General features: G+C 70.8%; 12 protein-coding genes. 3 read left to right on the forward strand and 9 right to left on the reverse strand.

Annotated elements, in window-relative coordinates:
* Positions 1-23: 23 nt before the first annotated feature.
* Together RM704_RS16700 and RM704_RS16705 are read right to left on the reverse strand one after the other, a co-directional pair.
* A complete protein-coding gene (locus tag RM704_RS16700) occupies positions 24-551 on the reverse strand; it encodes a GNAT family N-acetyltransferase (protein WP_033526193.1) in 528 nt (175 codons plus the stop codon).
* An 89-nt stretch (positions 552-640) separates the two neighbouring features.
* Complete coding sequence (locus tag RM704_RS16705) at positions 641-1,312, reverse strand: hypothetical protein (protein WP_033526088.1); 672 nt, start codon at positions 1,310-1,312, stop codon at positions 641-643.
* 134 nt (positions 1,313-1,446) lie between these two features.
* On the opposite strand from RM704_RS16705, the gene RM704_RS16710 reads away from it, so the two are divergent.
* Positions 1,447-2,283: a hypothetical protein gene (locus tag RM704_RS16710; RefSeq protein WP_033526089.1), complete on the forward strand. Its 837-nt coding sequence runs from the start codon at positions 1,447-1,449 to the stop codon at positions 2,281-2,283.
* Between the two features lie 164 nt (positions 2,284-2,447).
* On the opposite strand, the gene RM704_RS16715 is transcribed toward RM704_RS16710, so the two are convergent.
* The 7 genes from RM704_RS16715 to RM704_RS16740 form a co-directional block, all read right to left on the reverse strand.
* On the reverse strand, positions 2,448-2,753 hold the full coding sequence (locus RM704_RS16715) for an alpha-L-rhamnosidase N-terminal domain-containing protein (RefSeq protein WP_311590767.1): 306 nt from the start codon (positions 2,751-2,753) through the stop codon (positions 2,448-2,450).
* 143 nt (positions 2,754-2,896) lie between these two features.
* Positions 2,897-3,184, reverse strand: a complete 288-nt coding sequence (locus tag RM704_RS45700) for a glycoside hydrolase family 78 protein (RefSeq protein ID WP_498076435.1) — start codon at positions 3,182-3,184, stop codon at positions 2,897-2,899.
* Positions 3,088-3,504, reverse strand: a complete 417-nt coding sequence (locus RM704_RS45705) for a glycoside hydrolase family 78 protein (RefSeq protein ID WP_498076433.1) — start codon at positions 3,502-3,504, stop codon at positions 3,088-3,090. The genes RM704_RS45700 and RM704_RS45705 overlap by 97 nt, the downstream gene beginning before the upstream one ends.
* 114 nt (positions 3,505-3,618) lie before the next feature.
* Positions 3,619-6,765, reverse strand: a complete 3,147-nt coding sequence (locus RM704_RS16725; protein ID WP_033526090.1) for a family 78 glycoside hydrolase catalytic domain — start codon at positions 6,763-6,765, stop codon at positions 3,619-3,621.
* A gap of 97 nt (positions 6,766-6,862) precedes the next feature.
* Positions 6,863-8,134, reverse strand: a complete 1,272-nt coding sequence (locus tag RM704_RS16730; protein WP_033526091.1) for an ABC transporter substrate-binding protein — start codon at positions 8,132-8,134, stop codon at positions 6,863-6,865.
* A gap of 55 nt (positions 8,135-8,189) precedes the next feature.
* Positions 8,190-9,011 carry a carbohydrate ABC transporter permease gene (locus RM704_RS16735; RefSeq protein ID WP_033526092.1) on the reverse strand — a complete coding sequence of 274 codons (822 nt, stop codon included), beginning with the start codon at positions 9,009-9,011 and terminating at the stop codon, positions 8,190-8,192.
* Positions 9,008-9,955, reverse strand: coding sequence for a carbohydrate ABC transporter permease (locus tag RM704_RS16740; protein WP_033526093.1), 948 nt, complete (start codon positions 9,953-9,955; stop codon positions 9,008-9,010). The genes RM704_RS16735 and RM704_RS16740 overlap by 4 nt, the downstream gene beginning before the upstream one ends.
* 379 nt (positions 9,956-10,334) lie before the next feature.
* Between RM704_RS16740 and RM704_RS16745 the strand changes: the two genes are divergently transcribed.
* Together RM704_RS16745 and RM704_RS16750 are read left to right on the forward strand one after the other, a co-directional pair.
* On the forward strand, positions 10,335-11,378 hold the full coding sequence (locus RM704_RS16745; RefSeq protein ID WP_033526094.1) for a LacI family DNA-binding transcriptional regulator: 1,044 nt from the start codon (positions 10,335-10,337) through the stop codon (positions 11,376-11,378).
* 228 nt (positions 11,379-11,606) lie between these two features.
* Positions 11,607-12,101: a MarR family winged helix-turn-helix transcriptional regulator gene (locus RM704_RS16750; protein WP_033526095.1), complete on the forward strand. Its 495-nt coding sequence runs from the start codon at positions 11,607-11,609 to the stop codon at positions 12,099-12,101.
* Positions 12,102-12,120: the final 19 nt, after the last annotated feature.

A 12,120-nucleotide genomic window follows, 5' to 3' on the forward strand; every position in this document is an offset into this window, starting at 1 on the left:
CCGAGGTCCGAGTCCTAGGGCCGTCACCGGGTAGCGCCGCGCAGGTCCCGGAGGTACCAGTCGAGCCGCGTGCCGTCGCTGCTCCGTGTCCGTCCGCCCGGGGCGAATCCGGCCCGTCGTGCCACGGCGGCCGACGCGGTGTTCTCCGGCTCCACCCGGATCACCGCCTCCTTCCCGCCCATGGTGGCGGCATATCCGCAGGCCAGAAGGACGGCGCGGGTCGCCAGTCCGCGTCCTCTCCCGGACGGGTAGAGGCCGTAGGCCACATTCACCTGGCCGGGAGCCAGCCCCTCTACCGAGACGCGCAGGTCGATCGTCCCCACGAGCTCCTCGTCGACGCCCACCCGGATACCGAAGGCGCGCAACGGGCCGGCCGTCTCCCACTGTTCCCGGCAGTGCCGCAGGTACGCTTCGACGCCCTCAGGTGTGCTCGGTCCGCCGCTGAGCCAGCGAACCAGTGCGTCGTCCTCACCTGCGAGGTGGGCCTCCGCGTCGTCCGGGCGCAGCGGGGACAGAGCGATGGTCCCGTCGGACAGTTCCACGTCAGGCATCAGGCGATTCTGGGTGGCCGGGGCGCGTCGCGCCACGGGATTACGTGGCACACGCCGGAGCGGGGAGGCCGTCGACGCGGTTCCCCCCGTCAGTGTCCCGGTCGCTTGATGTGGGCGTAGGGCGGATACGGCTTGAAGCAGATCAGCACTTCGAGGGGGTGCCCGCCGCCGGGGGGTTGGGCCAGTGTCGGGAGCGCCGTCATCAGAGCCGAGTGGCCCTTGGCCACGCCTTCCTGGTGGGGTCCCCAGCCCGCCGCGTGGGCGAAGTACGTGGCGGTCTCGGCGAAGACGTCCCGGCTGCCGAAGAGGAAGAACGTCCTGGCGTGGGTGGCGTGCCTCAACTCGTCCCGGAAGTCGGCCCGTTCCCAGCGTTCGCTCCAGGACGCGGCGTCCCGTAGGGTGCGGGCCTCGTCGGTGCGGACGGTCAGCGGAGTGCCGTTGACCAGCCTGCGCCGCAGGTCGGGCCACTTGCTGGGGCGCAGGCCGAGCGTGTGGTGGGCCAGCACCAGGTCCACCCGCTCGCCGACACCCTCGTCCGGTGGAAGACCGTCACGCAAAGGCACATGGACGATCGTGTGGCGGGAGTAGGCGGCGAAGGAGAACAGGCCCGCCAGCCGGTTCAGCCCTTCGTGGTCGCCGAACAGGAATCCGATGGGGTCGGGGGCGCGCAACGATGTGTGGCGAAGCGTCTGTCGGGGCTGGACGACACGATGCTCGTACGGCCCGGTCCGGGGCCTGAACTGGCGCAGCCTCAGCCGCATACGGATTTCCTCATCCCCTCAGGATGGTGGGCGGCCAGGTACCGGGGCAACCGGGATTCGCCCACCGCCGACTTATCGCCGATGGGTGAGTACCATCCGCACACATCATGTTCGTTGTCGGGAAGGGAACCGCCATGACCGAGACGCCATCAGAGTCGACCGACCTCAAGACGCAGTACACCGCCCAGGTCGCCGCCGACCTCGAGCGCAACGCCAAGGAACAGGAGCGTCTCATCGGGGAGATCGACGCGCTGCAGGAGCAACTCCTGGGTCTGCGGCAGGACCACGCGGTGCTGGTGCACATGCAGGAGGCTCTCGGCATCGCGGCGCCGGAGCCCGCGCCCGTGGCCGACGAGGTCGCGACCCCTTCAGTGCCCCGGCAGAAGGCCGCCCCCGCCCCGGAAGCGGGCAAGCGGACCCGGGCGAAGAAGGCCGAGCCCCCGCAGGACGGCAAGCGGACGAAGAGGCCGACCGCCACGAAGACCGCCAGCACGAAGACCGCTGCCACGAAGACCGCTGCCAATAAGGCGGCGAGCGCGCAGACCACGAGTGCGAAGTCCACCAGCACGAAGGCCACGACGGCCACCAAGGCCACGACCGCGAAGACCGGGACCGCCAAGACCGCAGACGGCAAGGCCACGACCGCCAAGACGGCCGGCACCAAGGCTGCGACCACCAAGTCCGCATCCACCGAGAAGGCTCAGCCCACCCTCGTCGAGCTCATCCGCCGCCACCTCACCGAACAGAGCGAACCCCGCTCCGCGGCCGAGGTCGCCACCGCGCTCACCCAGGCCCACCCGGACCGCCGTATCCAGACCAACGTCGTGCGCACCACCCTCGAAGGACTCGTCGCCAAGAGCAACGCCCAGCGCGTCAAGCAGGGCTCCTCCGTGTACTACACCGGTCCCGACGCACCGGAGCCGACCGCCCCGCCGCAGCCCTCCTCCGAGCCCGCGCAGGCGACCGACTGAGGCCGGGGCAGGCGAGCCCCGGGCGACTCGATGGCGTGGACGAGGAGCCGGATGCCCCCGCGTGCCGGCTCGTCGTGAGGGGTGCCCCGCGATGGTCGGCATCGACCGTACGGGCGGGGCCCACCACGACGCGCGCCCGGCGTTGGGGCTGTCGTCCTGTCCGGTCACTGGTGGCGACGGTGACGGACCACGGCCGCCGGTCCCAGTGGTCGACGAAGCGCGCGCTCCGCGGGGTAGGCGAGCAGCCGCACGTCGGGGTACCTGTCCTCGAAGGCGACGCGTTCGACGTCCGACCACGTGGTGTCGTCGAATCCGGGCGCGGTCCAGCCCGTCAGTTCCCGGCGGGCGTCGTAGGTCTGGCCGTCGTAGAGGTCGTCGGCCCGGTGGGGGCCGGTGTCGGTGGCCCTCCAGCCGTCGTCCGTACGGGTGACGACGGTCTGCGTCGTCCCGTCGGTGTACTCGATCAGCAGCTTCGCCTTGACCGCGAGGGCGTTGCCGTCCGTGGAGTGGTAGGTGCTGCCGTCGGAGACTCGGCCGTTGTGTCAGCCGTTGCCCAGGACGACCGCGAGCGTGACCTCGGAGGCGTGGCGCAGGAGGTGGGTGATGTCGTAGGTCAGGTAGCGCCGTGGGCCTCGTACACGCCGAGGGCCGAGAGGTACAGCCGTGCCGCGCGCACCCGCCGAGGGCCGCCGGCCTTGAGGGCTTCCTCCTTGCGCAGCCTGGGCGCGCCGGCCGAGCCGGGGGCCTTCCCCTTCATCCCGATCCACTGCGCACCGTCCCATCCGGCCACACCGTCGCCGCTCATCAGGCCGGTCTCGAAGGCGGAGGTCGCGGTGCCCGCCCGGCGGCCCTCGGCGTCCCGGACGGTGACGGACCAGTGGTAACGGGTCGAGGGCCGCAGCGGCTCGCCCCCGTAGGGGACCGCGACGGAGTCGTCGGAGCGGAGTCGTCGGAGCGGACCCGTCCGCTGTCCCAGACGTCGGCGCGTTCGGCGGTCGGGCGGGCCGCGGAACTGGCGACGAGGATCCGGTAGGGCTCCTGCCGCCAGCCCCGGGTGGCGGACGGTGTGTGCCACCCGAAGCGTGGGGGGTCGGCGTCCACACCGAGGGGTTCGGGTGCGGTGTTCCACTGTCGGGCCCCGTACGGGGCCCCCGTGCGGGCGGAGGACGCTGTGGCCGCCGCGCTCGTTTCCTCGCCCACGGCACTGGCTCCTGTCGACATAACACCGGCTGTCGCCGCGAGCACGGTGCGGCGGCGTGACGCCGGTCCGCCGTCTTGTGCGTTGCGCCCCTCATGGCTCACGCCTCGGGGTCCTCTCGGTCTCTCAGGTTCCGGTCATGGGGCGGGGCTGGTGAACGTGTGCCGACCTGAACCGACGACCCGGGTGGGGTTGCCCGGTGCGGGCAGCCGGATCTCCGCCGTGGTGTTCGGCGGGAGCTCCACGTCGAGCCGGAAGCGCCCGTTCTCGCGGGTCCAGCGGGCGGACACCACGCCGTACGGGGTGCGGTAGCTGCCCTCCGCATGGGTGAGGTCGCCGACCGGGCGGGGGTCGATGACCAGTTCGCGGTATCCAGCGCCGCCGCGCGCCTGGCGGATGCCGACGACACCGCTGTGGAACCACTCCTCGATCTGCAGCAGGATCATGTGGTTCTTGGAGTTGCCGATGCCCCACTCCTCCGGAACGGTCGTCAGGCCCCGGGGGTTGCCGGTGGTGGGTGCCATGAAGTGGCCGTAGCTCGGGCGGGTGTCCTCCTGGAGGACGTCCCACAGGAGGTCGTCGTGACCGCCCTCGTGCAAGGCCCTGATGATCGGGGCGAGCCCGATGGTGCCACCGCTGAAGTGCGGTCCGCCGCCGAACGGACGGTACGCGTGGACCAGTTCGACCAGCGCCTGAAGGACCCTGCCGCGCTCGCCGTCGGGTACGAGACCCTCGTCGAGCGCGAGCGCCTGCGCCGCCTGTGTGGCGCCGGCGGTACCCCCGTCGCCGTCGGCGGTGTACCGGCCGAGGGCCGTGTTGTAGAAGGCGTCGTTGAACGCGTCCTTGATGTTGTCGGCGAGGCTGCGGTACTCGGCCGCGTCGGCGTCGCGCCCGATCAGGGCCGCCATCCGGGCCATGCGGTCGGCGACCTGGTGGTAGCCCCAGGTTCCGGTGATACGGCCCGAGGTGTTCTCGGCGGCGATCCAGTCGGCCAGGGCCGCGTCGACGAGGTGGGCGTCGGCGCCGGTGCCCGCCTTTCTGGTCCGGATGTAGTTCAGGAACTCCCGCATCCGCGGGTAGTGGCGGCGCATCGTCTGTGTGTCGCCGTACGTCTCGTACGCCAGCCAGGGCACCAGGACGATGCCGTTGCCCCAGTTGATCTCGTCGCCGAAGCGGCCGGTGTACCCCCAGTCGTACACGGGGGCCTTCAGCGCCACGTTGCCGATGTTGTCACCGGCCCGGGACTGGCCCTCGACGAGGTGGCGCTGCATGGTGCGCAGGTAGGCCGCGTACCCGAAGGTGCGGTGCACGGCTCCGAAGGGCTGGACGTAGTCGGCGGGGTAGGCGAGCTTCTCCCGGCCGGGGCAGTCCGTGAAGGTGGACATGACGTTGCTCATGATCGAGTAACGGGACATGCGGTGGACGCGGTTGATCCGCTCGTCGGAGGTGCACAGGGAGCCGGCGTCCGGGACGTCCGCGTGGATCTGGAGCCCCGTCACGGTGTCCGGGGTGGGGACATATCCCTCCGGCAGACCGGTCACCTGGAGCCACTGCATGCCGAAGTAGTGGAACTGCGGATGCCAGCGCTCGCCGCGCTCGTCGCCGTACGTGGTGTAGGCGGCGAACAGGTCGGTGCCGCGGCCGGGACCGCCGCCCATGAGCGACGCCTGGTCGACGGTGCCGTCGGCCTTCAGCGACTCGGCGGGGTACATCTTGACCGTGGTCCCGGCCGGGAGCGGGCCGTCGAGGTCGAGCAGCGGCCAGCCGGCGAAGTTCTGTCCGAAGTCGAAGACCCAGACGCCGGAACGCGCCTGGGTGACAGCGACGGGACGGATCCTGTCGACGATCCTGAGCGGTTCGGCCGCCCGCCACACCAGTGCGGTGGTCAGGTTGGGCGGCGGTGCGATGCCCGCGTCGGTCCATCCCATGGCCGTGCCGTCGCGCCGCCGTGCCGACCCGCCGAGGTCCGCGCCGGGCGCGGTCCAGCCGGGCTGTTCGCGGCGGGCGTCGTAGTCGGAGCCGGAGTACCAGTTGGCGGTGACGGTCGGGCCGAGTGCCGCCCGCCACGAGCGGTCGCTGACGACGGTCTCGGCCGTGCCGTCGGCCTTCGTGAGTTCCAGGCGGGCGATCAGCCGTGGCGGGACGGCGGCGCCCGCGCTGGGGTCGATGCCGGCCAGGGAGTTGCCGGAGCCGACGACGGTGGCACCGCTGTCGTGCGCGGCGGAGAGACCGGGCTCGAAGGTGATGCCGGTGCCGTCGGGGCCCGCCGTGCCGATCGCGGTGATCGTCCGGGACTCCAGACGCTCGCCGCCGTCGCCGGTGTCGATGCTGATGGTTCCGCCCACGTGGAAGTTGGCGACGCTGCTGACCCTGACCGTGCCGGCACCCCGCGCGACGGGCGCAGCGAGGGTGGCGGCGCCCTTGGGCTGGCTCTGCCACCAGCTGTACGGGGCGGTGCGGCCGGTGGCGGGGTGGGTGACGGACCGGGTGACGAGGGCGGTGCCGTGCCCCAGTTCGACGCCGAGGGTGTTGTCCCCGGAGCGGATGAGGCGGGTGACGTCGTAGGCCCGGTATTCCGTGGAGAGCTGGTGGTTGGAGTTGCCCGGGGCGAGCACCTCGTCGGTGACGGGTTCGTCGTTGAGGCGTGCCACGTGCAGTCCGATGCCGGACAGGTACAGCCTCGCCCGGACGACCTTTCCCCCTCTCGGGCTCACCCGGAAGGCGCGTGCGAAGACGGGCAGGGGCTGGTCCGGGGTGCGGCCCGGGTGCTCGATCCACCGGGCCTCGCCCCAGTCGGAGCGCTTGAGGAGGCCCGTCTCCCAGGCGCCGGGGCGGCTCCACCGTGTCGCGTGGCCGTCGGTGCTCCAGACCCGCACCTGCCACACCACCCGCTCGCGGGAGGCGGGTGCGGGTCCGTGCCAGGCGATGTCGGTCTGGTCGGCGGAGCGGACCTTGCCGCTGTCCCAGATCAGGTGCCCCCGGTCCAGATCCTTCTCGGAGCGCGCCGCGCGAACGCGGTACGCCGCCTGGGTCCAGCCGGCGTGGGCTCCGGTCACCCGCCAGCTCAGCCGCGGGGCGGGGTCGTCGACGCCGAGCGGGCTGTCCTCTCGGCCGTCGACGGCGAGCCCGGTGACTCTCGCCCCACGGCGGTCGTCCTCCGCGTCGGCGCGGGCCGTCGCCGCGGGCAGCGCGGGAACGACGGGCGAGGCCAGCCCCGCCGCGGAGGCCGCCATCGTGCCGACCACCTGTCTACGGCTCAACGCCTCACTCGGGACGTCGGACATACCGAACCTCCGATCCATTGTTCGATGCCGGTTTGAACGTTTCATTCAGTCGGCGGAGAGAGCCGTCGGCCGCGTCCGGCGGCCGACGGCTGGTCGGTCAGCTGCCGGACTTGTAGTCGGCGTCCATCTCGTCGAGGAGCTTCTCGGGCGTGGACTGGCCGCTGAAGATCTCCTGGAGGCCGCTGAGCATGGTCTGCTGGACCTTGGGGTTGGGCCAGAGCTGGTCCATGAAGGGCACCGTGCGGTCGGACGTGATGAACTCCGAGAGTTCGGCGAGCGAGGGGTCCGCCGCGAAGCCGGTGTCGGGCAGGGACGGCAGTCCGCCCTGCTTCGCGACGAAGGTGTTCATGCCCTTGGCCGACATCACGAAGTCCACGAACTTCAGGGCCAGTTCCTCGTTCTTCGCCTTCGCGTTGACGGCGTACCCGGCACCCGCGGCGGCGGGTATCAGGGTCTTGGACGGGTCGTCGGTGGCCGGGAGCGCCTTGAGCGTGAACGTGCCCTTCGGGTTCTTCTGCTTGAGGAGGGCGATCACCCAGTTGCCCTGCACGATGCCGAGGGTCTTGCCGGTGGCGGCGAGCTGCTGGCTGGCCTCGTAGTTGGTGCCCAGCGGGTTCTTCTGGAAGCAGCCGGTCTTCTCCATCGTCATGTACTTGTCGAGTGCGGTGGTCCAGGGCGACTTCGCGAACGTGGCCTCGCCGGCCTGCATCTTCTTGTCGAAGTCCGGGTCCTCGCCGTAGACGGTCGTGGCGACCAGGGCGTACTGCACGAGCTGGGTCACCCAGTTGTCCTGGTTGCCGAGCGCGAAGGCGGGGGTGCCCTTGGCCTTCGCGGCCTCGCAGAAGGCCAGCAGGTCCTTCCAGGTGTCGGGCGCGGTGAGGCCTGCCTTCTTCAGGGCCTCCTCGTTGTAGACGGCGCCGATGCCGTTCTGCCCGAAGACCGCGTTGTACGTCTTGCCCTCGTACTGGGCGACGGACTTCATCGCGTCCGGCAGCTTCGCGGCCCACGGCCGGTCCGACAGGTCGCGCAGATAGCCGGGCTCGGCGAGCACGTACGTGGCGGCCGGGTTGCCGTTCCCGGGCCAGACCGACATCACGTCGGGCGCGGTGCCCGAGGACAGCTGCGTGCGGATCTGCTGCTGGTACTGGTCGGCGCCGCTGGTGGTGTACCGGACCTTGACGCCCGGGTTGGCCTTCTCGAACGCCTTGACGACATCCTCGATCGAGCCCTGGTCGACCGAGGCGACGGTCAGCGTCTTCGAGCCGCCCTGGCCGCTGTCGGAGCCCGCCTCGGTGCCGCCGCTGCAGGCGGCGAGCACCGCCGTGGACGTGACCGCGGCGATCACGACCGGGAGTGTGCGTGTTCTCATGAGATCCCCCTCGGGGAAGGTGCCACCGGACTTGAGGGACGGTCGGGCGTCGGGGTCATCCCTTCAGCCCTCCCGCGAAGCCGTTGATGATGCTGCGCTGCAGCAGGAAGTAGACGAGCAGGACGGGCAGGATGCTGATCACCAGCGCGGCGAAGATGAGGTTCCAGTCGGTGACGTACTGGCCGACGAAGCCCGCGATCGCGACCGGCAGCGTCTGCTGGGCGCTGCCGCTGAGGTACAGCAACGGGGTGAAGAAGTCGTTCCACACGGCGACCGTGTTGAGCACGAGGGCCGTGACGGTGATGGGTTTGAGCATCGGCAGGACCACGTACCGGAAGCTCTGCAGGGGTGTGCAGCCGTCGATCAGGGCCGCGTCCTCGAAGTCGCCGGGCAGGGCGCGCAGGAAGCCGACGTAGAGGAAGACGGTGAACGGCACCTGGAGGCCGGCGTAGAAGAGGACCAGCGCCCAGGGGGTGCCGAGCAGGCCCAGGTCGCGCATGGTCTGGTACAGCGGCAGGGAGGCGAGCTGGAAGGGGAGGGCGAGGCCGAGCAGGATCGTCAGATACGTCCCCCGGGACCAGCGGGCGGTGATCCGGGCCAGCGGGTACGCGGCGAGCGACGACACGGCCAGCACGACCACGACGCTGCACACCGTCACCAGCAGGCTGTTCGCCAACGCCCCGCCCAGCGCTCCCTGTTGCCAGGCCTGGGTGAAGTTGTCGAGGGTCGGTGAGGTGGTCGGACTGATCGGCGAGGAGGTGTCCGACGTGGGGCGCACGGCGAGGTTGACCAGGACGTACACCGGGAAGCCCACGAACAGGGCGGCGGCGATCATCGCCAGTTCCAGCGCCAGGGTGCGGCGGCCGTAGCGGTTCATGACGCGGCCCTCTCGTTGCGGGACAGGGCGGCGTACTGACCGGCCGAGACGACCGCCACGATGATCGTGAGGACGACGGCGAGCGCGATGCTGTAGCCGAACTCACCGAGGGTGAAGGCGTCCTTGTAGATGAGCGTCGAGATGGTGTCGGTCGCGTGTCCGGGCCCGCCGCCCGTCAACGCGTAGACCTGGTCGAAGAGTTTGATGCCGCCGATGATCGACAGCATCAGGTTGATGGTGAGGGCCGGGGCGAGCAGGGGCCTGGTCACCGACCAGAAGCGGCGCACCGGTCCCGCCCCGTCCATGGACGCCGCCTCGTGGATCTCCTTGGGCACCGACTGGAGCCCGGCCAGGAAGATGACCATGGAGTAGCCCGCGTACTGCCACACCGTCACGCCGACCACCGACCACAGCGCCAGCTCCGGGTCGCCGAGCCAGTCCTGCCGCGCTCCGCCCAGCCCCACCGCGCCGAGCAGGCTGTTGACGGCGCCGTCCGGGCCGAGCAGGTTCCGCCACAGATAGGCCGTCACGATGGGGGTGATCACGGCGGGCGCGAACAGGAACACCCGCAGGACGTTGCGGGACCTGATGGCGGAGTTGACTCCCAGGGCCAGCAGCAGCCCCACCGCGTTCTGGATGACCGTGATCGCCACCGCGATCAGCAGGGTGTGCCAGACGGCCTGCTTGGCATCGGGGTCGCCGAGCATGTCGGCGAAGTTGTCCAGGCCGACGAAGGAGAAGTCGGGGTCGAGCCCGTCCCAGTCGGTGAAGGCGTAGTACACGCCGCGGACGCTCGGCACCAGGACGACGAAGGCGAACAGCAGCATCGCCGGCAGGGCGAACCACCACGGCGGGGTCGTGCGCGCGGGCCGGGGCCGCGGATCCGGTGCCGTGACCGGAGGCCTGTCCTTGTCGACGAGCCGCTCGTGCGGGGCCAGAGCCACCGACGAACCCCCTTTCTTGAAACGATTCACATCATGTGCTGCGTCGATCCGCCGATCCGCGCCGCGTGGGGACGCGCCCGGCTCTCCTGACGGTGTTCAGTGCTGAATGGAGGAGCCGGCCCGCTGTCGGGCCACGGGAATCGCTACGGCTTTGGGTAACGTTTCCCAAGGGGTGTGGCCAGACCCTAGGGAGCGTCCCGCGTGACGTCAAGATGTCGCGCACATCGCCGCGGCGTCACACGGTCCGCGCCGCCCGCACCTCCCGGCGTTCTCGGCCCAAGAGAACCGGAAGAGAACCGGAAGAGAACCGGACCCTCGTTCGACCTGCGCGTTCCGGCCTACACTTCGGCCGGACGATCTCCCGAGAGGCAAGGACCGGATGGAGCCGACAGCACCGCAGCGCAGGGTCACCATCGTGGACGTCGCGCGTCACGCCCGGGTCTCCGTCACCTCGGTGTCCAAGGTGCTGCGCAACGCCTACGGGGCCAGCCCCGAGATGCAGACCAAGGTGCGCCGGGCGATCGAGGAGTTGGGCTACCGGCCGCACGCGGGCGCCCGGGGCCTGCGCGGGCAGACCTACACGATCGGTGTGATGCTGCCCGACATCCGCAACCCGTTCTTCCCCGAGATCCTCGACGGCGTCACCGACTCACTCGAGGAGACCGACTACCAGGTGTTCCTGGGGCCGGGCTGCAACGGGGAGAAGGCCGAGGCCCGGGTCACCGAGGCGATGATCGACCGCGGCATGGACGGTCTCGTCCTGGTCGCCCCGGTCTCGTCACGCGCCCACCTGGAACATGTCGCCGGCGCGGTCCCCACCGTCGTCGTCGGCCGCCACGGCTCCTCGCCGGCGTACGACACCGTGGCCGACGACGACACCGAGGGCGCGGCCCTGGTCGTCCGGCATCTCGTCGGCCTCGGGCATCGCCGGATCGCCCACATCGAGCACCACGAGACCGATCCGACACGTCTCGCGGAGATGCCCAACGCACGGCGTGCGGACGGATACCGGCAGGCCATGCGGGTGCACGGGCTGGAGGAGTTCATCGACGTGATCTCCACCAGTTACAGCCAGGAGGGCGGCCACCGGGCGGCGCGGGAGTTGCTGGGCCGCCCCACCGCGACCAGGCCCACGGCCGTCTTCGCCGGGGCCGACATCGCCGCGATGGGCGTGCTCGACGCGGTGGCCGAGGCCGGCCTGTCCGTGCCCGGCGACCTCTCGGTGGCCGGATACGACAACACCACGTTCGCCGCCTACGGCCCGATCTCGCTCACCAGCGTCGACCAGTGCGGCCAGGAGATGGGGCGCAACGCCGTACGCCTGCTCCTGGAGCGGATCGCCGACCGCGCTCGCCCGTCCACCAAGGTCATCCTCTCCCCCAGGCTGGTGGCACGCCGGTCCACGGCCCGCTCCGCCGAGTGAACCGTCGCCGCCGCCGTGTAAGTTTGAGAAACGTTGCCCAACACCTGGGGCGAGATCCGGGGAGACACCGATCACAGGTGACGGATGACGGATGACGGATGGCAGCGGAACGACGGACGTACGACGACCGTGGCCCGAGCAGGGCACCGGGTCTGCTCCGCCCCTCTCACCCGGCATGATCGGTACGGTGGCTGTCGGGATCGGAATCGGGAGAGGGGCGGCGCGGCCGTGAGTGAGCAGGCAGGCATCAGTACGGCGAAGGAGGCGGCCGACCACGAACTCGTCCTCGCGTTCGGACGGCTGCAGGGTGCGGCCAACCGGCTGGAGTACATCCTCGGGCGGGCACTCGAAGTCGAATGCGGCATCAGCCACCTGATGTTCGAGGTGCTGCTGATCCTCGGGCGGGCGGGTGAACCGGGGCTGTCCATGCGAGCCGTCGCCCAGGAACAGGTCCTCACCACCGGCGGCGCAACCCGGCTGGTGGACCGCATGGAGGCGGCGGGGCTGGTGACCCGGGCGGAGTCCCCCTCCGACCGGCGCGGAAAGCTGGTACGGCTGACCCCGCTGGGCGAGGAGACGACGGTGCGGGCCGCCCTGGTCCACGTCGAGAACATCAGGAAGTACTTCCTGGCCCCGCTCCCGGAGGCGGACCGCGCGCGGTTCGCGGAGGATCTTCGCATCCTCAGCCACACCGCCCGGGACGTACTCCCCCGGCTGCCCTGACCCCACGACGCGACGCGGA

Origin of the sequence: Streptomyces gottesmaniae, assembly GCF_031845845.1 — a bacterium.
Classification (GTDB): Bacteria; Actinomycetota; Actinomycetes; order Streptomycetales; family Streptomycetaceae; genus Streptomyces; species Streptomyces akebiae.